Here is a 23,665-nt window from a genome sequence, read left to right as displayed (position 1 = left end):
TCCATTTTGACCTCTCATGTCATATTAAACATTAGCTTGGGAAAACAAATGTTTTAAATGATGCAGAGGTCCTTTGTCATTTAAATTTTATTCTTCTTATTTATTATCAAAGAGATAAATTCAAAATTCAGGTTAATAGCTTCTAGTTGCTGTTTAAACTATTTTACAGAATCTAGTTAAATTCTTTCAAAAAAATGAAGGTGTTCTAAATCTCTAAAAATCAGGTTATTATTGCAATAATTTTTAGCTATGTGCCATGCTGTTAAGACATCTATAAATTAAAATTGTTTTAACTCATTTGGATCGTGATTTTGAATATCCCTACTTTAAGTTATAGCTATCTTGCCAATATAACGACTCCTTCTTACTATCAATCTCAAGAAATTATCGATCCTCCTAAAGATGAAGATAACTCCTTAGCCAATCCTTTGGCTAATCTAGAAGAAACTTGGGCACCAAAGATTCAAGCTTCTGATCTTTCATCTTCACCTGAAGAATTTCAATTGAGTTTTCAAGATGGAACTTCTCTAAATATTTCTCATTTTCAACTAGATTTGCTAAGGGAAAAATCACCCTATTTTAAGAGTTTTTGGTCAGGAAATTTTCAAGAAACTCTCCAATATCCTCTTGCTTTGACACAAAAAGAGTTTACGTATCTGCTTAACTGCCTGATGGATGTTAATTTTAAAGTTCCTTTGGAAGAGATCACTTCCTCCATTCAACTAGCCGATTATTATGAACTAATAGATGTGGTGAAAAACTTAGAAGAGCAGTTAATTGATGGGTACAAATCACAGAGATTTGAACCCTTTAGCTCCACTCAAGAGAGTTTAGTCGGATTAAAAAAGCTTTTGAATTTCGCGCAGCAATGTCAACTAAATATTTTGAAAAACTATTTAGAATTGACCGTTGTGAGCGCATTATTAAACCAGAGTTCTCAGTTAACGAAATTTCAAAGAATTATAAATCACTTTTCAAATGAGATAGAAACAATCCATTTTTCAGATAATGTTCATTTGACTGATGACTATCTTTCAGCTTTAAATGATTGTAAAAATTTAAAAGTGCTTCATTTCCAAGAATGCCATAATCTCACGGATGCTGGATTAGCTCATTTGACACCATTAGTGGCTTTACAGTGTTTAAATGTGAGTAAGTGCTATAATCTCACGGATGCTGGGTTAACACATTTAGCTCCCTTAGTGGCTTTGCAGCATTTAGATCTGAGCTATTGTAGCAAACTGACTGACGCAGGATTAGCGCATTTAACCTCCTTAGTGGCTTTACAGCATTTAGATTTGACTTGGTGCGTTAATCTCACCGATGTTGGATTAGCGCATTTGACTCCGTTAGCGGCTTTACAGCATTTAAATCTGAGCTATTGTATCAAACTCACTGACGTAGGATTAGCGCATTTGACCTCCTTAGTGGCTTTACAGCATTTAGATTTGACTTGGTGCGTTAATCTCACCGAAGTTGGATTAGCTCATTTGACATCCTTGGTTACCTTACAGCATTTAGAATTAAGTAAATGTCATAATCTCACGGATGCTGGATTAGCGCATTTGACCTCCCTAGTGTTTTTACAGCATTTAAACTTAAGCATTTGTAAAAAAATTACGGATGTTGGATTAGCGCATTTGACTCCCTTAGTGGCTTTACAATATTTAGATCTGAGTGGATGTCATGATCTCACGAATGCTGGATTAGCACATTTGACACCTTTAGTGGCTTTACAGCATTTAAATCTGACTTGTTGCGTTAATCTTACCGATGTTGGATTAGCGCATTTGAAACCTTTAATGGCTTTACAGCATTTAAACTTGAGCTATTGTACAAATCTCACTGACGCAGGATTAGCGCATTTTAAAAATTTAACAGCTTCACTCAATTTAAAACTTACTAGATAAAAATTTTTAATAAAAAAACTAGCAGCGAAAACAGGAGTTGCCTGCCCTAAGAAAATAAAAGAGGAAGTTTTATTAAAGTTTATTAAGATCATATCTTGATAGCCTATTTAAGGGAGAGACTTCGGCTCATTTTGGTATCACTATATAAGCAGTTTTATGCTCGTAAACGACAAAAAAAGACGCTATTCTATCAAGAATAGAAAGGAAGACAAAAGGACAAAGTTTCAAAGAAGTAGGGAAATCTCAATAAAAAAATAGATGAAAGGGGAGTTAATCCTTATGTTTATAGAGATTTTGAAACTAGAAAATTGGCAAGGGAATCCAGAAAACAAAGCCTATATTTTACCTTATCAACCTAATAAATATTTAATATGACGTGAGAAATCAAAAAGGATTTAATTAGATGATATTGTCATGTAGATGATTTTTGAAAATTTTTAAGCAGATATGGGATAAACAGTTAATTGATTATGGCAAAATAAAGCGAGGACCTCAACTGAATGATCAATATCAGTGAGGATGACAATTGTTATTTTATTTCGTCAGTCGGTGTTTGGACATTTAAGCACTTTTATGAATAGCTTAGTAAGTATTTAGGCAAAAAATTTCCAAACTTAATGAGCATTAGTCGCTTTGTTTATTTAAATTAGTTTTTAAAAAAAGCTCGTATGTAAGAGATCTAATGAAATTCGAAAAATTTATTTGCAATCTTCGGCAATTTACACTCACTAATGGATTAAAAAGATCTATTGCGATTATTTCTTTAGTTGATAAAAAAGGAAATATCTCAAAAGGAGAAGTCGCCCCACTACCCCCTTGGAGCAAAGAAACCTTAGAAGAGACTATTCACCAAATTGATGCCAAAAAAAGCTTTATTTTAAATATAGATTGGACAATCGAAAATTATAGAGATGCATTAATCCATCTCCAACTTTTTCCCTCGGTACAATTTGGAATAGAATCGGCTCTTCTATCCTTTTTAGATCCTTTAAAAACATATTCTATGCCAGTAAGTGCCTTATTGATGGGATCCAAAAAAGCAATCCTTGCTCAAGCAAAACTTCGCCTACAAGAAGGTTATCAAATAGCTAAACTTAAAGTCAGCCAACTTTCGTTCTCCGATGCTGCAAAGCTTATTCATCAATTAAAAGATACTTTTCGTTTAAGAATAGATGTCAATCGAGCCTGGAAAACGGAAGATTCTTTACAATTCTTTTCAGAATATCCTTTAGATAGTTTTGATTATGTTGAAGAGCCTTTTCAAAATCCTAAAGAATTATCTCTTTTTTCTCATCCCCTTGCTGTTGATGAGTCTTATCCTTCAAATTTTTCTCTTCAAGATTTAGAAACTTTATGCTCTCTTAAATCTCTTATTTATAAACCCACGCTACAGGGGGGAATGACAACTTGTTTGCCTGTATACAAATGGGCGAAACAACACAATATTGAATTCGTTCTAAGTAGTAGTTTTGAAAGTGAATTGGGACTCTCCCACCTCATTTCAATGGCTACAAGATTAAAGCTGACTTCACCTATAGGAATCGGCACCTATCATTTTTTGCCTCAAACGGAAGGTCCTTTCCTTATTTCAAATGGACAGGTTAACTTAAAAAATTTGTGACTAATCAGTAAAATTTATTTGGAAAAAAATAAAAGATAAACGCAATTTAAAATTTTTGTAGATAAATTTTAGTCAAAAATTTAAGTTGAGTTATTTTTGATCAAAATAACTTTCCAGGTTAAAATAAACAATTTGGATGTTATGTAAGTTGTTTATAGTTAGTTAATTATGCTTTGTTGCGGTATGGTTAAGCAAATAAATTTCTAAGCATTTGCACATTCTTAAGAAAATTTGACAGATATCAGAAAAAACGCTAAATCTAAAATTTATCAATAAAAATAATAGAAAATTCCCTTATGAGACAGCTCTTGCATCATTTGATTTATTAGCTAAATAAAGAAACGGGAAAAGTAAATTCAACGCTTGCTGATACGATTATTTTTTTGAACTCATTTGCAAATAAATCAATGCTTTCAATCCCAAAAATTTGATAATCAATACGTATTATTAGAATATGTGTAATTCAAAACAGGCTTTGATCTTAATTTTTTTTGGGGCTTATTTAGCTTTCAAAGACAAAAAACAAGAAGAATAAAAGTTTTATTAGTTCTAGCGAAAGTGATGGAGGGTCATTATGAACGCAGTGGATTTTTATTGCGGCCAATACTTAGTCAATCCAGTCAATCAATCGATACTAAGTCTCTTTCCAACTGAGCTTAATAAACCTCTGTCGGTAAGACTGTCAATGCTTTACCATGCGACTATGGTGTTAGTTAATTCACAAATGACTTCAATCTTTTACTTCTTGCTTGGTAGAGTCAATAATTTTATTTCGTGTGCATGTTCTGAACGAAATACAGCTTTAGCGGTGAAAATTTTGGCCAGTCAAAAAAATGCTCGAGCTCAAAATTATTTAGGTTACTTATATGAGTTAGGCAAGGGAGTTAAACAAAATAACGAAAAAGCTTTTTATTACTATCGATTAGCTGCCCATCAAAATATTATGAATGCGCAACTTAAAATTGGTCTGATGTATTTAGAAGGAAAAGGAATTACACAATCGGATGAGCAACAAGCCGTTTTTTATTTAAAACTCGCTAGTGATAATGGCTCTTTAGAGGCGAGATATTGGCTTTCGTTGCTATATTTAAGCGGGCATGGAGTTGAAAAAAATGAAAAGAAGGCTTTACAGCTTTGTCAGTCTACCGCTAATAATGGATACATGTTGGCTCAATTTAAACTTGCCAAGAGTTATGAATGTGGCTTAAATGGTGTCTCTAAAAATCAGCAAAAAGCTGCAGAATATTATAAAGGAGCGGCAGATCAGGGGCACCTGGAAGCAAAACATCGTTATGGCATTTTCTGTTGTTTAGGACAAGGCTGTTCACAAAATAATCAAGAGGCAATTAAATATTTGCAGTCTGCCTATGATTTAGGATATTTAGAATCTAAAATTTATCTTGATAAAATTCTCAGTTATGAAAATAGACTGAGAATATATCATTATTGGAATATGAGAGAATAAGATTAAATGGACTATCGAACAGAAAAAGACACCTTAGGAGAAGTTAGAGTTTCTGCAGACTGTTATTATGGAGCTCAAACAAAGCGTTCCTACGATAATTTTTCGATTGGAATAGAAAAAATGCCTAAGGAAGTAATTCATGCGCTTGCTCTAATCAAGAAAGCAGCCGCCTTAACTAACGAACAGCTTGGTTTATTACCAAAAAATAAACAACTCGTAATTTGTGAAGTTTGCGACGAAATTTTATCTGGCTGCTTAGATGATCAATTTCCGTTATCAGTTTGGCAGACAGGGTCTGGAACGCAAACAAACATGAACCTCAATGAGGTGATTAGTAATAGGGCCATTGAAAAGCTGGACGGGGTGCTTGGTTCTAAATACCCGATCCATCCCAATGATGATGTCAACTTATCTCAATCGTCTAATGATGTGTTTCCTTCAGCCATGCATATTGCGGTGATGTTTGATATATCTAAGAAGTTGTTACCAAGTTTAAGAGAACTAAAAGAAACTTTAGAAGCGAAAGTTGAAGCTTTTAAAGATATTGTAAAAATTGGGCGTACGCATTTAATGGATGCGACCCCTTTAACACTTGGACAAGAATTTTCGGGTTATGTCAGCCAAATAGAGCATGGAATACAAGCTCTAAAAAATACGTTTGCGCATCTTTCTGAATTGGCCTTGGGAGCAACTGCTGTGGGAACGGGAATGAATACGCATCCCAACTACGCAAAATTAGTGGCTGAAAAAATTAGTGAGTTATCTGGATTTAATTTTGTTTCTGCTAGGAATAAATTTGAGTCGCTCGCGACTAATGACGCTCTTGTAGAAGTTAGCGGGGCTTTAAAAAGGGTGGCCGTTTCAGTGTTTAAAATTGCCAATGATATTCGGTGGCTTTCTTCAGGCCCTAGATGCGCCATAGGAGAAATTGTTATTCCTGCTAATGAACCAGGCTCATCGATTATGCCAGGAAAAGTTAATCCTACACAAAGTGAAGCCTTAATGATGATTGCCATTCAAGTAATGGGGAATGATGGGATCATTGGTTTTGCAGGTTCACAAGGAAATCTAGAATTGAACGTTTTTCGCCCTCTTATTATTTATAATTTAATCCAATCTATTCGATTATTGAGCGATGCTATTACTAATTTTAACCAAAAATGTGTTGTTGGAATAGAGGCTAACCAGACAAGAATTGCAGAACATCTGAATCGTTCCTTAATGTTAGCAACTGCTCTTAATCATGCAATTGGTTATGATCGTGCAAGTCAAATTGTAAAAAAAGCATACTTAGAAAATATAACATTAAAAGAAGCTACACTAGCTTTAGCTTTTTTAACTGAAGATGAATTTGATCAGATTATGGATCCTAAAAAAATGATTGGGCCAATGGCTTAATATTTTGCTGATTTTGATTTGTTAAATGTTTCTTGTTCTTTTTTTGTGTTTTCAGTGGAAAAATCAAAAGAGATTAAGTCTGCCCATAGAGGATGTATCCAGCTTTCTAAAAGGCATTCATCACCGATCAAATCAATTTTATAGGTGGCAATTCCCCCTGAAAAACAAAAGTTTTCATTTAATAAATGATAAAGGTAAGTTCCCGATGATTTCGTTAATTGCAAATAAATATTTTCTTCTCTACGGTTGCGGAATCGTATAGCAAGATGTAGATAAAAATCTCGAAAATTTTGATCTTGTTTAAGCATGTGCCATTGAATTAAAATTGTTTGTCCAATCGTGGGGTTTTCTTTATGAGGATCAGGGGTATATACATGATAACTTGCTAATTGTTCGCGATTTACATAATGAGTTTGTACGTTCAATCGTTGAAGGCTGCAGCTAGTCAGACAAAGAAAGTAGATGATAGCTATTAAGTTTTTTAAGGAACTTTTCATTAACGCATTTTTTATCTTTTTAGCTTTGTACATATCATCGAACTAAAAAGAGATTCTGAAGACAAAGATATCTTCTTACTCGGATTAAAATTTTCTTGCAATTGATGAGCACCCCATTCAATGAGTGTTTGGGTTGAATTCCAATCTAAGCAAGAATCCGTAATCGAAACACCATAACGAAGTTCTTGTGGATTGAAATGAAAAGGTTGATTGCCGGCATAAAGGTGACTTTCTAACATTAAACCTTTAATAAAGGAATTTCCTGCCAGTACTTGATCGATAATCGATTGAAAAACAATCGTTTGTTTTTCATGTTTTTTATTTGAATTATGATGAGAACAATCGATCAACACTCTTTCTGGCAAGTTCGCATGGGATAATTTTGCAAGTGCTTCAGATATCGAATGAGAGTCAAAATTAGTTTTTGTTTCCCCACCCCTTAAAACAATGTGAGTATCGAGATTTCCTTTAGATTGCGTTGCAATTGGCCATCCATTTTCGTGTAAAGCCATGTAAGCATGAGGTTGAGAAGCCGCATAGGCTCCCTGAACAGCGGCTGAAATATTACCAGCAACTCCATTTTTAAAGCCTATCGGAATTTGCAAATTCGAAGCAAATTGCCTGTGGATTTGTGAAGAAGAAGTTCTCGCTCCAATCGACCCCCAAGAAATTAAATCTTCATAATAATAAGCGGTTAAAGGATCTAAAAATTCGGTTGCGGCAGGGATTCGCAAATCGCAAAGCTCTAGCAATAATTGTCTTGTCTTTTTGATTCCGAGTAAAAGTTGATTGGAACCGTCTAAAAGTGGATCATATAAAAATCCTTTCCAGCCCGTTGCTGTTCTCGCTTTTTCACAATAGACACGCATTAAAATGAAAAAATGAGACGAAAGAGATTCTGCTAAGCATTTTAATCTAACTGCAAATTCCTTAGCAGAATGAAAATCATGGATTGAGCAGGGCCCTACAATCAATAACAATCGCTTATCAGTACCATTTAAAATAGATTTTACAGTTTCTCGACAATCTTCAATGAAATTATCTTGAGATGTGCTTGCCGGAAATTGGCTTTTTAATTCTTTATATGAGGGGAGAAGTTCCATGTTAGCCCATTATTCTGATTAGTCCGGAGTCTAACAAAGATTGACATTTTCGTGAATCAATCTAACTGAAGTTTTGGGTTTATTTTTTCAAAATTACCAATAGTAATTATGAAAAAATGGTGAAGTTTAATATAGTTATGTTGTTGATTTTCTAATTAGTTTATGAATTTTATTAAATAAACTAACAATTCTAAATTTCTACATAATTGATTTATGTCCTTGATGAAGAAACAAGAAAATGCCATGATCTTGCCCAATTTTGCATTAATTTTTTTTGCAGGGAATAAGAAAATGGTTATTTTAAGCTGCTTAAAAACAGTTTTTATACTTACGCTTATTATCTAAGCTTTAAAATATTGGGTCTAATCAATTAGATCTTACTTACAAAGGCTAAATTATTTGTTAGTATCTAACTATTTTACGATCGGGAACCTCATTTGATGGGTAAATAATGGAACAAGTGGATCAATTCTTAAGCGAACTTAGAAATTGGATTTGGGGATTGCCTTTGCTTATGCTATTGCTTGGCACTGGGGCTTATTTAACTATTCTTTTGAAAGGAGTGCAATTTCGTTACCTTGGGTATGCATTTAAGCAGGTTATTGCTAAGCAAAAACAAGATTCGCAAGGAGATATTAGCCATTTTCAAGCTTTAATGACCTCCTTAGCAGGGGCTATTGGAACAGGAACAATTGTTGGGGTGGCGACAGCGATTACAATTGGAGGTTTAGGAGCTATTTTTTGGATGTGGGTAACCGCATTTTTAAGTATGGCGACTAAATATGCAGAGTCTTTGCTAGCCGTGAAATATCGTGAGCAAGATAGCCGAGGAGAAATGTCTGGGGGACCCATGCAATATATTGAAAAAGGTTTGGGATGGAAATGGATGGCATGGATTTTTGCTGTTTTAGGAATGATTGCAGCCATGAGCACGGGAAATCTTGTTCAAACAAATTCAATTGCTGAAGCTGTGAATCATGTATGGAATATTGAACCTTGGACTACAGGAGTTGTATTGTGTTTTTTAACAGCAGCTGTGATCATTGGTGGGGTTAAAAGTATTGGGAATGTTGCAAGTGTTTTAGTCCCTGGAATGGCAATCATTTACATTTTAGCTGCTCTTTACATTCTAGTTGTTAATTATTCTTCAATTCCTCATGCATTTATGTTGATTTTTCATAGTGCTTTAAATGGTCAAGCGGCAGTTGGTGGCTTCCTCGGTTCTACAATGATATTGGCTTTACAGATGGGTGTAGCAAGAAGTGTATTTTCTAATGAAGCAGGACTTGGAATATCTTCTATAGCAGCAGCAGCAGCCAAGACAGATAGCCCTGGTCGTCAGGCAATGGTGACAATGACTGGTGCATTAATTTCGACTGTCATCGTTTGTACGATGACAGGCCTTGTCCTCGCTGTATCAAAACTCGTTGGTTCTTATTCACAGTCGGGCCAACTGTTAAATGGAGCTTCTCTAGCGATTGCTGCGTTTAATACTCACATTCAAGGTGGTGAATATCTTGTAACGATCGGTCTGGTTTTATTTGCGTATACCACGGTTCTTGCCTGGTCTTATTACGGAGAAAAATGTTGTGAATATTTATTTGGGGAAAGTTCGGTTTTTAGCTATCGCATCTTATTCGCTTTAATGGTTATTCCGGGAGCAGCATTAAAAATGGAGACTGCTTGGTTTTTAGCAGATATCAGTAACGGATTGATGGTGATTCCAAATTTAATTGCTTTAATCGCTTTATCTAAAGTTATTAAAAAAGAAACCAAAGATTTTTTAATTGTGGTGGATCGTGAAAAAGAAAAAAGGGAAAATCCCAGGGGTCTAGGAGATACATAAAATGCCTGCTAATATAATGACAAGCATCATGAATAGTTTAGATATAATTTATAGCTGGATATGGGGGGCTCCTCTTCTCGTGCTTTTAACTGGACTGGGAATTTATTTGACCATCACCTTGCGAGGCTTACAATTTCGTTATCTAGGTTATGCACTTCGATTAGTCTTTGGTTCTCAAAAAGCCCACCCAGAAGCAGAAGGACAAGGAGATATCAGCCACTTCCAATCGTTGATGACAGCCTTAGCTGCTACAATTGGAATTGGAAATATTGCAGGTGTTGCAACAGCTATTACAGTCGGTGGACTAGGAGCTCTTTTTTGGATGTGGGTGACTGCTTTATTGGGAATGGCGACGAAATATGCAGAAGCTATTTTAGCGGTAAAATATCGTGTTACTGACGAGCATGGAGAGATGTGTGGTGGGCCCATGTATTTTATCGAATCAGGTTTAGGTTGGAAATGGTTGGCTTGTTCATTTGCTTTTTTTGGAGCAGTCGCTGCTTTGGGTGGAGGAAACATGTTGCAAGCTAACTCTGTAGCAGATGTTATGCGTACGATGTTTCATGTAAATCCTTGGTGGTCTGGTCTAATTATTGCAGCATTGACAGGCTTTACCATTGTGGGAGGAATTAAAAGTATTGGAAAAGTCGCTGGTTTATTAGTTCCGTTCATGGCTCTTTTTTATATTGCGGGAGCAAGTATTATTTTGGCGTATCACTACGATCGTATCTTGGATGTCATTGTTGCTATCATTACCCATGCGTTTACGGGTCAAGCTGCATTTGGTGGTTTCTTAGGTTCAACAATGCTATTAGCACTTCGAGTCGGGGTGAGTAGAGGATTAATGACAAGTGAGGCTGGACTAGGAACAGCATCAATTGCCGCAGCTGCAGCAAAAACAGATCTTCCAGGTCGCCAAGCCTTAGTTTCCATGACAGGCTCTTTTTTAGCGACTATTATTATGTGTTCCGTGACAGGCCTTGTACTTGGCGTGACCGGCGTATTTGGTTCGCTAGATGAGCAAGGAAAATTGCTCAATGGCGCTTCTATGACCGTTGCAGCCTTTAACTCTATTTTTACTGGTGGGGGGTATATTGTAACAATTGGATTAGTTCTTTTTGCTTTTACAACGTTGCTTGGTTGGGCTTATTACGGTGAAAAATGTGTGGAATATCTTTTTGGTATTAAGTCTGTCCCCATTTATCGAGTTTTATTTACTTTAATGATTATTCCAGGAGCTGTTTTAGAACTAGATATTGTTTGGAAAATTTCTGATGTTTTCAACGGATTAATGGCTTTTCCAAATTTAATTGGATTGTGTGCACTTTCGAGTGTTGTCATTTCAGAAACAAAGTTATTTTTGAATGTCTTAAAAGCTGAAAGAGAAGCTGAGAAAGAGGCTAAGCTTATTTCTAAATAAAAATTTAGTAAAAATTTCAGGCGAGTTAAAAAATAATTTGTTAGATGCCGCTTGGATGCTTTGTTAATAAGTTTTTGAAGTTTTAATCATTTCAAATGGATGAAAAAAATAAAAAATCCTCTTAAGTCTTTTTATTATTGTGACATAACTCTCTTCTAATAAAAATAGTCATTCTATTTTATTGGCAAGTAAATGCAAATGCGTTAATTTTAAAAAATTCTTTAGTAGTCTTGCTGTCTAGCAAGCAGTTTTGCAAAATTGAACACTTACAACTTATACTCATCTTTATTCAATTCAAAAATTGAGCAGTTCTATTGCCTATATTAATCGTGATGCTCTTGTGAAAGTGAAAGAATAGAAATTCTCAAGCTTGTACATACATATACAACCAAGGTTTGAAATATGGCAAATCCTATAGCAAATCCTCCAGAAGTTCTTTCTGTGCTTCCTACAGAAGCTCACCAACCCTTAAGTATACGGCGTTTATCCACAACACGCATTGTAAAGATATTGACGGCTGAAGAAAATGAGTATCTTCACACTCTGACTCCTCAAAAAAGGCTTAGCCATCTATGTCGCAAAATCATGAGGCTAGCCAATATAAGACTACAAAAAAAAGGAATCACTCCCAAATCTCTAGGCGACGAGATTGAACTCCAGGGGCTTTTTGAACTAATTATAGAAAAACAAGATGTTGGAGAAGGCTTCAGTCTTCTTTACTATACAAGACAAATCTCAACTTTGTCCAAATTAGCGCAGTCTCTTTTAAAGCTAGGAGGTGAAGCATCCAAAATGCAGTCTTCTCGAGTTGAAATGATCGGTTTTCTTTTTCGAGAACAGACTTATCACAATTCTAATAAAACGTCAGAAACGCATGATGACCTCTATGCCCTTACTACAAGTGATGCCTGGCGTGAAATTTCACATCTGACAGAATTTGAGTTTCCTCAGACTATTCTCATGCGAATTTTAGAAAACAAAGTGCATAATGTTGTCTATCAGCCCCTCGTTGGAAATGCTCTAAGAAATGAAAAAGACTTCAAAGAGGGGGAAGAACTTCATATCACTCGCTATTTTGATAAATTTATTACCCAGTTGACTTCACGCATTCGACCACAAGCATCGCTGTACCGCCTCAAGACTTTTTGCAATAAGGAAGAGAAAATTCCAAAGAAAGAAACGCAAGTTAAAATTGAACTAGGAGCTGTCCGCTTTCAAAAGCAATTTGCCCTTGCAGATTACCCCCCACTTCTTGACCATCTTTCTAAAATCCATCATGGTCAAAAGACATATTTTGTTAAAGTAGGAGAAAAACAAAAAATTCTCGACGAGAAAGGGGAAGAGGAAAAAGATTGTGAAGAACTTGCATTTTGGAAGTATTTAAAGCCTGTGGATCCTTCAGAAAAGGCAGCTCTTGAGCAGTTAATGAATCAATCAATTTGGAAAGCTTTCCAGGAGGGAATATCGCTTCCTCTTTTTTTCGCTCATCGATTAGTCAAAGACTATGCCACCTCGTCCAGTTTTTGGCTTGTTTCTCATTTGATTCCTCAAGACAAACGAAAAGATTGTAAATGGGATTCTGCAAAATCTGCTCAAGAAATACTGCATTTATTACGTGAAGTGGTGCCAAGTTTAGAGGAATGTCAAAATGCTGATGACTTTGCAAAAATCCTTAAAGAGATCAAGATAGAATTTAAAGTGCGGGAAAAAATAGAGAAAAGCTCTCTTCGAAAAATGTTTGGTGGGGAAATTAGAATTACAGAAAGCCAAAAAAGCTATTTTCTGGTTGGAGGTTTGTGGCTTGCGCTTTCTCCGGATTACCTACGATGGGTTCAGGTAGAGTTTCGTAAACTATTACAGGATTGCTTGCTAAAACCTGGAGACCCACGAAATCTTCCTCATCCTTGGCCAGCTGATAAAGCAATTAAAGAGGCTAAAGAGAATGGAGCGGGTCTCTATGCTGAAGATTTTTATAACCGCTCATACGCATCTCTTGACAATTACTTAGTTGGCGACCGAGTTCTTGTCGAAAAAATTGAGTTATTTGATCTTTTATATCGACTAGATTCGGGAATAACACAAGAAGTTGTTCTTTATCATGTCAAAAAAGGCTTTGGACAACAAACAAGGGATGCCGTCTCTCAAATACGTGTGAGTCTAGCTCTTGTGCATGAATATCTTAGCGATTCAGCAGATAAAAAACTGACAAGACTCGATCAACTTTGTAATGATTTAGAAGCCCGTTATCCAAACTGTTTAGAAAAAGTCGGACAAAAAAAAGGTCTCATAGATGCTTTTAAGAGAGAGCAGCTCACCTATGCCTATGCCGTATATGATGACTCTTCTTCAAATCGCTCTCTATGGGATGAAGTAAATCGAAAAGAGAAGCTCACAGTCGAAGACTTTGAAGCAATAGAAGATAAAAAAAATAATATCTTATCTCAAACTATTGTAAAAAGTCTACAAGCCGAGGGTTTTCTCGCAGCAGATGGTTTACTCACAACAAAATTTCACGGGACAACTAAGGAAGAGTTTAAAGAGATTATTAGCAAGCGACTGAATTGCACTAAGAGTAAAGCTGATGATCTTCATAAACGTATTTGTAATTTAGCTGTATCGCCCTATGATTCTCTCATTGCCCGGCTTGAATTGTTAAAACTGCGAAAGCAAGTTGAAAGCAAACAGATCAAATTTAGAATATGCGAAATACCAAAAGCTGAAAATGTTAAAAAAGAGATAGAAAATGATGAGGAAAGCTGCGGATCAGATGTTTTAAAAATCCCATCTTTACCCGTTGTCAAAAAAAAACCTATTTTGACTGAAGGATCAATTTTTACCTACAAGGGCAATCGTTTTCAAATCGAAGAGACAGTTGGAGATGGCACCTGTGGTTTACATGCTGTTTTTGGTGAACCAAATGCTTCGGGTGCTTTTTTTTATCCAGGGGGAGCTCAAGTAGCTCGTGAGTCCTTTGCTGATGGTTTAAAGTCGTGTCTAAATGATCCGATGCATCCAAGAAAAAGTGAAGTCAGGTCAGCCTATGAAAATCTCATTTTAGATTTACTCATAGATAGGGGAGCTCAAGGAATAAATGGGAAAGTTTTGACAAGTAAACTTGGGGTTTCTGCCAAAGAATATCAACGAAAGTTTAATACATTTAAGGAACAACGTCAAAATGCTATGCAAAATCTTGAGTCTACTTTTGGTAAAACTTTTAATAAAATGCAAGATAAAAAAGCTCGTAAATTTCAAGATTTGATGAACATTTTAAGTCCTGGCCTTAATCCAGAAGAGAAAAATACTCAGGCACAACTATATAAAGATAATCCAAAGCAACTCAGCGCTGCTTTTGACGAAAAACGTGAAGCAATTCGACAATTTTTTTGCGCGCCTGGCTTTACGATAAAATATAGCGCTCCTGTCAAGCCCTTTAATGCAATTATGCAAGCCGAGACTGATTTAGACAAATTAAAGGAGGAAATTTGCCATCAACCTGAAGTTTTTAACGCCTATCTAGCTTGTATCCAGGATCTCGATTATTGGTTTGAGACGAATGAAATTTGTCTTGCCGGACTTTTACGAGGACAAGCTGTGCGCATTTTTGCACAAACGGGCACTGGTGAGATTACGATTGCAGATCAAGTGTTAATTGAAGGTGGCGATGTATGTCCAATCTTTCATCATGGCAGGCACTTTTGTCGATGCACTTCTTTTAAGTAAATTTCTAAAAGGGAAAAAGGGGATAAAATTTTTTTTATCCCTTTTCCCCTCAACGAAATCTCCGCAGAATATTTATGGAAGAGTCATTAACTTTTCTTTAATTTCTCGCAGTTCTTGTTCAGTTTGAGAAAGTTGCTGATTTTGCTTTTCAATTAAATGAGCGGGTGCTCGACTGACAAAATCTGTATTAGAAAGCTGGTTTTTTAATTTCTCTAGAGAAATTTCTAATTTTTCTTGCTCTTTGTTTAAACGTGTTTTTTCTTGTTTGAGGAGCTCTTCTGGAAGAGGTAGTTGAATTTTTAAAGCATGATAAACTCCTGTGCAGGCAAAACCCATTTTTGGCTCTTCTGTTTCGACTAGAATTCGTTGTGTTTTGACAAGAGCTGAGATCATCGTAATATGTTCCCGAGCAGATTGCCATTCGGGATCATCTGCTTGACCAATAATATAGACATCAGTCGCCGTCCCAGGAGATAACTTCATCTCACCACGAATATTACGAATGGTATAAACAATTTGTTCTATCAAAGCAAAAACAGCTTCGACTTTTTGATTTTTTTCTCCTATCCTTACAGGATAAGGAGCAACAAGGCACGCTGAGCTCTGTAAAGCTTGAATACATTCTTTTGTATAAGGATCTGCATTGGTTAGTGCTTCAACACCTTCTAATCGCTCTTTAAGTATGTGAAAAAGCTCTTCGGTAATAAACGGGGCCATGGGATGAATCAAACGAATAGCTTGACAAAGAACGATGACAAGAAGTTTTTGTTTGTTCGTTCTTTCTTGCGCAGTTCCTATTTTACCAAATAAAATGGGTTTAGCGATCTCTACGTAATAAGCACAAAACTCTTTCCAAAAGAAATCGTAAGCTTCAATCGCTGCTTGATCAAACTGATAATGATTTAAATGAACGTTAACACTTTCGACTGTTCGATTTAGAACAGAAAGAATCCATTGGTCTTCTAGAGTAAATAAAGCTTCATCTAAACCTTGAGAAAAACTTTGCGAGGTTAAAGGCATAGTTCTATTTTGCTCATTCCCATCTAAATTCATGAGAACAAAGCGTGCCCCATTCCAAATTTTATTTGTAAAATTTTTAAATTCTTCAAAACGTCTTCGATCTAAATCAATTTGACGAGCTTGGGTTGCACTAGCACAAAGTGCCATGCGCACAGCATCAGTCCCAAATTGATCAATCATTTCCAAAGGATCTATAATGTTTCCTTTTGATTTAGACATTTTTTCCCATTTGGAGAAAACCTCTTTAGGGATGGGTTTTCCCATATCAAAATCAGAGCGCTCTTGTTCATTGACGTATAAAATTCCTCCATTAGACTCTTGTCGCCAATAAGATTTACCATAAATTAGTCCGAGCAAATATGTTTCCGGAAAAGGGGGTTGATCCAGGGCATAATCGCCCATCAAAATCATTCTGGCCACCCAGAAAAATAAAATATCGTGTCCAGTGACAAGAACAGAAGTGGGATAAAATTTTGCGAGTTCTGGTGTTTGTTCCGGCCAACCAAGCGTCGAGAAAGGCCACAAGGCTGAAGAAAACCAGGTATCTAAAACATCTGAATCTTGAATCCATTCCTCTGGAGCATTTTTCACTTCATCAGGTAAATCAGAGCCAGCATAACAAATTAACCGATTCGAATCTTCTTTGTGATACCAAATAGGAATCCGGTGACCCCACCAAAGTTGACGACTAATGCACCAATCGCGTAAGTTGTCAATCCAATGAAAATAGGTATTTTCCCAATGAGAGGGGATTAATTTAACCTGGCCATTTTGAACAACTTCCCGAAGTTTTTTAGAGAATCCATCCATTTTCACAAACCATTGTTTAGAAAGGTAGGGTTCAATAATGGCTTTAGATCGATAAGAAATTCCCACGCGATTGAGGTGAGGTTCTACTTTTTCTAGGAGTCCTTTTTCTTTCATTTCAGAAACAACAGCATGTCGGGCTTCTGTCATACTTAACCCTTGAAAGTGCCCCCCATTTTCATTGATTTTGCCATCTGGAGTCATGATGTTGATAAACGGTAGCCGATGACTAAGACCTATTTGATAGTCATTGGGATCATGAGCAGGAGTGATCTTGACAACTCCTGTTCCAAAAGAAGGATCGACATGGTGATCTGCAATAATAGGAATTAAGCGATTCATTAAAGGGAGCCTAATTTCTTTTCCGATAAGATGCTTAAACCTTTCATCATTAGGAGAAACAGCGACAGCGGTGTCTCCTAACATAGTTTCTGGTCGCGTCGTGGCAATGGAAATAAATTCAGATTCATCCCTCAATGGATATTTAAAATACCAAAGGAAAGATTGCTTATCTTCATATTCAACTTCATCATCTGCCAAAGCTGTTTGAGTATGAGGATCCCAATTGACAAGATAATCACCACGATAAATAAGGCCATCGTCGAACAATTTCTTAAACATTGTTCGAACCGCCAAACTATTGTTTTCATCCATCGTAAAACGAAGACGTGTCCAATCGCAAGAGTTTCCGAGTCTTTTTAATTGCTCAATAATTCGATTTTCGCTCTTTTCTTTCCATGTCCACACATGTTTTAAGAATTCTTCGCGTGTATAATCTGTTCGTTTTTTTCCCTCAGTTTTGATGAGATGCCTTTCTACAACCATTTGGGTGGCAATTCCTGCATGGTCTGTTCCTGGAACCCATAAGGTTTCGAAACCAAGCATTCTTTTCCAACGAATTAAAATATCTTGAATTGTGTTGACTAAAGCATGTCCCATATGAAGAACGCCAGTGACATTTGGAGGAGGAATGACAATACAATAAGTAGGTTTAGTCGATAGAGGATTAGCTGTAAAATATCGTTTTGCATCCCAAAATTGGTACCATTTCTCATCGATCTTTTTTGCTTCATAGGCTTTAGGTAATTCGGTCATGATTCTCCTTAATCTTAACTCTCTTTTGCTTCGACAAAGTAGGTTTTTAGCTTTGCTTTTTGGTTAAAAAACAAGACATAGGTTTAGCACTATATCATTTATCAGAATTTATCTCTAAGGTTGCATAGATTATCAATAATGAATCAAAACAAAATTTAATCATGTTAAGTTAATCATAAAAATAAAAGTAACTCGTTTCTAGGTTAATGAATGTACAGCTTAGGAACAGGCTAACTTAGCAATGATGGCTAATTTATAGGCTTTGTCCACTTCCACTTAGAAAGCGGACTTTATAATACATTGTTATAAAAATTCCAAAAGCCAAACTATTTCTTCGGATTTTTTATCTTTTTAACTTAGTAATTAAAAAACCGCAGTTAAATAGATGTAATTTGACCAGACAATTACCATCTATTTATCATTTTGTAAAAAAAAGATTGATAAAAAAAAGGAAAAGTTCTTGTATTGCTTCTATAGATATCTTTTGATAACTATGAATAATCAGATATATAAACAATTAATTTTCTAAATTAAATTTAAATTTTTATTGTTTATCAAGGTTAAGTAATTAAAGGCGTGACAAAACACGTCTTTTATCTCATATTTAGATAAATATTTTATTTTAAATTTTATAGGAGTGTTAAATATGTCAATAAATTTAAATTCTTCAATGTGTAATTCCCTTTATCCTGTATTCGATCAATCGACTTTGAATCAAACAACATTGAATCAACCAAAAGAAAAAGTATGTGAAGAAGTTGTCTTGGAAATAACTAACTGTTCTTCTGTTCCCGAGAATAAGCCTTGTATTATAGGCGAGAATAAACTTCCTGTTGAAGAAGGGGTGAATTTTAGATCTTTTAATTGTCCTATTACTCTTTATCCATTTACAGATCCCGTTGTAGATGAATGTGGCCATACATTTGAACGAGAAGCTATTATGGAAATTTATAACAGAGCAATTGCAGAAGGAAATTCATTTACGTGTCCTTTGGATCCTAGTAAAATTCTCGACGTTAGCAAACTTATTAAAAATTATAATTTAGCTGATGCTAAAGAAGAAGTGGATGAATTTACTAAAAAGCATACCTCTGAAAAAAAAACCTCTCTTGGGTTAATGAAAGAACTTATGCAAGAGCATAAAATAGAAAGGCGGGAGTGTAAAACAGAAATGCAAAAATTGATAAGTAAGCATGAACAATTTTTAGAAGATTTTAGACCCCTTGCACGCGATACAGAAGAATCTTTAAATACAAGTTCTAGCATCCTAAACCAATGTTCAATTCTTAAGGATAAAAATGTCATTTTGGAAAAAAAAGTTAAAAACTTAGAAACAATGGGCTTAACAGATAGAATATTCTCTTACCTTTTTCCTCGCTATAATGATACTATTTCTGGAAGAAATATAACTTTTAAAGAACAAAATGACCTTGATAAACCTACGATAACTGATACAGAGATTAAAGCTGAAGTAAAAAAGTTAAGAAAACTAAAAAATAAGATAGAAAAATATTACCCACAAACAGAGACAAAATAAAACTTTTTATTTTGGTTAATCTAAATTTAAAAAAACAATTTAAATTTAGATTAACTTAATCTTTTTCAGGCTTTTGGATAATTAGCCATGAATCATTATTAGTTCATTTTCATTTAAGAATCTTTACTGATGCAAATTTACACAACCCTAAATGATTTAGGGCAATTATTTTAGTTGTAGTAAAGCGAGCAAAACATGATTTTACGTTATTTTATAAAAGTGTTTAATTTTAAAATTTAGCGAAGTATTATCTATGCCAACGCATTTAAAATTATTTAGTCAGCCCTCAAGCCTAACTTGCAGCAAATCATAAAGAAATTTTTCAAATCATCCTGTTACTAGTGCGCAGAAAAAGTGGACAGGACACCCAATTTTTCTTGCCTGAAGCCAAACTGTCAGACATAAAATTCATTACCCATCTTTGATTTGGTTGGTGACATTTTTCAAGAGGTTCTCTCTATCGCGATTGGCAAACTTCTTTTTTTTAAATTTAACGAACCTTTGACGTATAGACGTTAAACTTTTTTACGATTTACCAATCATCCTTCTCTTTTAAGAGCGGCGATCCTTCTATAGCCAAAACAAAGCTTTTATGCTTAAGAAAAACCTGAAAAATACGCTCTTTTAAGTCTTTGTTCTCTCGAGCATGACTTTTATCACGCATGGTCGATTGTGCCACTTTGATGAGCTCACAACCTCTTATTTTGCTTATCTCAAAACGCACTTTCAGATAATCAACCGATTTTTTTTGAGCTGTTGAACCCACCACTTTTTTGAGACAATAATCTTAAGGGCTCGATTGTCTAATGGCGCTTCTACGAGCATCGCTTTTAGCTTTGTATTTTCTTCCATAAAAGGCAAAAAAGTTTTCAATACATGGATTGATTCCGATAAAAAAGCATTGTAAAAAGTTATATAAGCAGTATTTGTTCATCTGCGAATTTAACAATTCAAAAGTGTATAGCAGAGACAAGTTGATTTAAGATGGTATTAAAGATAATTAATACAGATTATTTCTATTTAATCGATCCACCATTAGTCCTACAAAATTTTCTTGCCAATATTGCTTTACAGAAATACTTCTTTTAGCATAATCCAATAAGTTAAGCTTCCTTAATATTAAAAATTAAAAGCTTGGTATTTAAGCCTTATCGATTTTTATTTATTTACTAGCAGCTATCAATCAATAAAATTGAAATTTTCCTTCGAATTTAATTTTTATCTTTTATTGCATTAATATTGCACTAATTTTATCTTATATAATATATTATAAGGTTAAATACGTTTTATTTAAACAAGTGGGGTGGTAATTTTGATTACTTATAATCCAGGACTTAATCTTAATCTTCCCACTACCAATACAAATACCTGCTCTAGCCATAAATCGAATAACTATTTAAAATTTTCTGAGCGTATTAATTTATTTTGCACAACAATTTTCCAGTGTTTCCTAAATCTATTTTTTAATTATGTCCAAAAAGATCAACTTCAATCTCAATGGAGAGAGATATTTTTGGGAAGAAAAGAAACTGTCAATCGCAAGGCTACGGAGCATCGCCTATCATCCGATCCATCTTCACCAAGTTTAAATCAAATTTCACGTTATATCCTTACTTCAACAGGAATACTTACTCAAAATATTATTAATTCTCCTAAAGATGAAAATAAACTTTTAAGAAATTCTTTAGATACCCTAGAAGAAATTGATGAATCGACAAACCCAACTTCTAAACTTTTACCTTTACCTCAAGAATTTAAATTAAGCTTTCAGAACAACACTTTTCTAACTATTTCAAGTTCCCAAAAGTCTTTATTAATGGAAAAATCGCCCTATTTTCAAGGTCTTTGGTCAGGAAATTTTAAAGAAACTTTTCAACATCCTCTTGCTTTGACACAAAAAGAATTTACTCGTCTAATCAATTGTCTATTGGATGCTAACTTTAAAGTTCCTGTGGAAGACATTACTTCTTTCATTCAACTAGCTGATTATTATCAACTGACAGATGTTGTGAAAAATTTAGAAAAACAGCTGCTTGATGCATACAAATCAGGTAAATGTGAGCTATTTAATTCCAGCGAAGACAACCTAGTAGAATTAAAAGAATTTTTAGATTTTGCTGAACGATTTCAATTAAATATTTTAAAAAATTATTTACAGCTTACCGTGGTGAATTTATTGTTAAAGCAAACTCCTCATTTAAAGGAGTTTGAAAAAATTTTAAATTATTTTTCAAATGAGATAGAAGGACTTAATTTTTCAGAGAATGCCTATTTAACTGACGCTCATCTCTTAGCATTAAAAAATTGTAAAAATTTAAAAGTGCTTCAACTTCAGTCATGCCACCATCTCACTGACAATGGTTTAGCATGTTTGCCATCTTTAATAAATTTACAGTATTTAAATTTGAACGGTTGTAAAAAACTTACTGACGCTGGATTAGCGCATTTAACACCCTTAGTGACTTTACAACATTTAGATCTGGGCTTTTGCGATAAGCTCACTAGTAAAGGATTAGGGCATCTTAAATCCTTAATAGCTTTACAACATTTGAATTTGAGTGGGTGTAAATTTATTAGCGACAACGGGTTAGCGCATTTAACACCCTTAATGGCTTTACAATACTTGAACTTGAGCCAGTGCACTTTTCTTACTGACGCTGGATTAGCACATTTGGTACCACTAGCGGCTTTAAAATATTTAGATCTAAGCTGGTGCAATAGCCTTACCAATGCTGGATTAGCACATTTAGTACACTTAGTGGCTTTACAATATTTAAATCTGAGCGGATGTATTTATCTTTCTGAAGCTGGGCTAGCACATTTGGCGCCTTTAACTAGTTTACAGCATTTGAATTTGGAAGGTTGCGAACATTTTACAAATGCTAGATTTAGGTTAGCGCATTTTAAAGGTTTATTAGCCGCTACAAATTGAATCTGAATTGAAACTAATTTACATTAATCTGGATTAGTTATGGCATCCTTAGTAGCTGTCTCACATTATTAAATCTTTTAAAAAATAATTTTTTCTTATCACACGTTTATTTAGCAAAAACGGAATATATCCTTACTTTTAATATTTTTCCCAACGCAACTCTTGCTTTGAAGATATATGTCGAATTTGTTGATTAAGTAATTAGTCCCAATAGTGCAGCAAGTGTTTGCCCAATTTTTAAGATTATCACGATAAATAGCTAACAAGAAAAAATAGAAGTTTTTGTTATTTCAAATAAAAATATTTTATTAACTTAAATTTTGGGATTTTTAGGCAGCCATTAATAACAAGCGATGCTGCTCTGCTAAGTTTATCGATGGCTTTTTGGGTTAGTGAGGATAAGCAACAATCGCAGCTAATCGATTAATTAAAAAATTTCCGGCATTTCTGTGGCGTGTCTATTCAATTTGAGAAATATTTTTTAGTTGATCCTTGACCGTTTCAATAATAGTTCGTTTTCTAAGAATTTTGTCTGTCAACTTCATCAGCTATGCATCCTATTCGACTTTAGGAGAGTAAATAGTTCAAGACCTTGTTTCAAAAGCTACTTTGAAAGTTCTTTCGAAATAACTCCCTTATCATCAAATAGTTTCCCAAAAATCCCTTTCGACAAAGTTTCGGCAATAAAAACATGTTCAGTTAAGTTGAAAAGCCAAAATTTCTCCTTTCTCATTGATCATGAGAGGCAATTTAAATCCGAAAAACCACCCCGAAGTTGTTTTTCCCTCTTTGCTAAACCTTTAAAGCTTGTTTCTTTTATGCGTTTATTATGGCAAACATCTATTGATGGAAAATCAATAAAAGCAATTCTTGTGATTTCTCCTCTTGTTTCCAAAAGATAAGCAAATACAGGACCAAGAAGGTTCTTCTTTAAATAAACAAAGCGGCTAGTACTCATTAAGTTTGGAAATTCTTTACCTAAGTAGTTGGTGACGGTGACATACCCATAAAAGTGCTTAAATGCTCGATTATTTGATTGACGAAATAAAATGATGATTGTCATCCTCTCTAGTATCGATCATTCAGGTTGAGGTTCTTGCTCTGTTTTGCCCTGCTCAATTAACTGTTTATCCATTTCTGCTCAAAAGACTTTTAAAAACCATCTAGACGACAATATCATTTGATTAAATCCATTTTAACCTCTCATGACCTATTAAACATTAATTTTGGAAAATAAATGTTTTCAATCATGTAGAGGTCTTTTGTCATTTAAATTTTATTCTTTTTACTGATT

The 23,665-nt window shown here is 34.7% G+C and carries 13 protein-coding genes and 1 pseudogene; 9 read left to right on the top strand and 5 right to left on the bottom strand.

Annotated features, from left to right (window positions below):
• The first annotated feature begins 311 nt into the window (after positions 1-311).
• The 4 genes from BU804_RS06495 to fumC all read left to right on the top strand — a co-directional run bounded on the left by BU804_RS06495 (position 312) and on the right by fumC (position 6,394).
• Complete coding sequence (locus BU804_RS06495; RefSeq protein ID WP_143298947.1) at positions 312-1,910, top strand: hypothetical protein; 1,599 nt, start codon at positions 312-314, stop codon at positions 1,908-1,910.
• 682 nt (positions 1,911-2,592) lie between these two features.
• Positions 2,593-3,531 carry an o-succinylbenzoate synthase gene (locus tag BU804_RS06490; protein ID WP_075883452.1) on the top strand — a complete coding sequence of 313 codons (939 nt, stop codon included), beginning with the start codon at positions 2,593-2,595 and terminating at the stop codon, positions 3,529-3,531.
• Between the two features lie 574 nt (positions 3,532-4,105).
• Positions 4,106-4,996: a tetratricopeptide repeat protein gene (locus BU804_RS06485; RefSeq protein ID WP_079988644.1), complete on the top strand. Its 891-nt coding sequence runs from the start codon at positions 4,106-4,108 to the stop codon at positions 4,994-4,996.
• A gap of 6 nt (positions 4,997-5,002) precedes the next feature.
• Positions 5,003-6,394, top strand: coding sequence for a class II fumarate hydratase (gene fumC, locus BU804_RS06480; protein WP_075883450.1), 1,392 nt, complete (start codon positions 5,003-5,005; stop codon positions 6,392-6,394).
• Here the strand turns inward: fumC and BU804_RS06475 are convergent.
• Together BU804_RS06475 and BU804_RS06470 are read right to left on the bottom strand one after the other, a co-directional pair.
• Entirely contained in the window at positions 6,391-6,891 is a 501-nt protein-coding gene (locus BU804_RS06475) for a hypothetical protein (protein ID WP_075883455.1), read from the bottom strand. The genes fumC and BU804_RS06475 overlap by 4 nt on opposite strands.
• Before the next feature lie 11 nt (positions 6,892-6,902).
• The gene (locus tag BU804_RS06470; protein WP_075883449.1) at positions 6,903-7,994 is read right to left on the bottom strand and encodes a 3-deoxy-7-phosphoheptulonate synthase; all 1,092 of its coding nucleotides are present in this window, start codon (positions 7,992-7,994) and stop codon (positions 6,903-6,905) included.
• Between the two features lie 451 nt (positions 7,995-8,445).
• Here BU804_RS06470 and BU804_RS06465 point away from each other — a divergent pair, with 451 nt between their 5' ends.
• The 3 genes from BU804_RS06465 to BU804_RS06455 all read left to right on the top strand — a co-directional run bounded on the left by BU804_RS06465 (position 8,446) and on the right by BU804_RS06455 (position 14,980).
• Positions 8,446-9,840, top strand: coding sequence for an alanine/glycine:cation symporter family protein (locus BU804_RS06465; protein WP_102135646.1), 1,395 nt, complete (start codon positions 8,446-8,448; stop codon positions 9,838-9,840).
• A gap of 16 nt (positions 9,841-9,856) precedes the next feature.
• On the top strand, positions 9,857-11,260 hold the full coding sequence (locus tag BU804_RS06460) for an amino acid carrier protein (protein WP_075883453.1): 1,404 nt from the start codon (positions 9,857-9,859) through the stop codon (positions 11,258-11,260).
• Between the two features lie 402 nt (positions 11,261-11,662).
• Positions 11,663-14,980: a hypothetical protein gene (locus tag BU804_RS06455; protein WP_075883448.1), complete on the top strand. Its 3,318-nt coding sequence runs from the start codon at positions 11,663-11,665 to the stop codon at positions 14,978-14,980.
• Positions 14,981-15,052: 72 nt separating this feature from the next.
• On the opposite strand, the gene BU804_RS06450 is transcribed toward BU804_RS06455, so the two are convergent.
• Positions 15,053-17,902, bottom strand: a complete 2,850-nt coding sequence (locus BU804_RS06450; RefSeq protein WP_075883447.1) for a valine--tRNA ligase — start codon at positions 17,900-17,902, stop codon at positions 15,053-15,055.
• 646 nt (positions 17,903-18,548) lie between these two features.
• Between BU804_RS06450 and BU804_RS06445 the strand changes: the two genes are divergently transcribed.
• Complete coding sequence (locus BU804_RS06445) at positions 18,549-19,439, top strand: U-box domain-containing protein (RefSeq protein ID WP_075883446.1); 891 nt, start codon at positions 18,549-18,551, stop codon at positions 19,437-19,439.
• Between the two features lie 532 nt (positions 19,440-19,971).
• Here BU804_RS06445 and BU804_RS06440 read toward each other — a convergent pair.
• Complete coding sequence (locus BU804_RS06440; RefSeq protein WP_143298946.1) at positions 19,972-20,205, bottom strand: hypothetical protein; 234 nt, start codon at positions 20,203-20,205, stop codon at positions 19,972-19,974.
• Positions 20,206-20,742: 537 nt separating this feature from the next.
• Here BU804_RS06440 and BU804_RS06435 point away from each other — a divergent pair.
• Positions 20,743-22,371 carry a leucine-rich repeat domain-containing protein gene (locus tag BU804_RS06435; protein ID WP_075883444.1) on the top strand — a complete coding sequence of 543 codons (1,629 nt, stop codon included), beginning with the start codon at positions 20,743-20,745 and terminating at the stop codon, positions 22,369-22,371.
• A gap of 389 nt (positions 22,372-22,760) precedes the next feature.
• Here BU804_RS06435 and BU804_RS06430 read toward each other — a convergent pair.
• Positions 22,761-23,565 (bottom strand): annotated as a pseudogene (locus BU804_RS06430) (IS982 family transposase).
• Between the last annotated feature and the right edge of the window lie 100 nt (positions 23,566-23,665).

Source organism: Candidatus Protochlamydia sp. W-9, assembly GCF_001950615.1.
GTDB lineage: Bacteria > Chlamydiota > Chlamydiia > Chlamydiales > Parachlamydiaceae > Protochlamydia > Protochlamydia amoebophila.
Note: the sequence above shows the minus strand (reverse complement) of the source record. Positions and strands in the feature narration are given on the sequence as shown.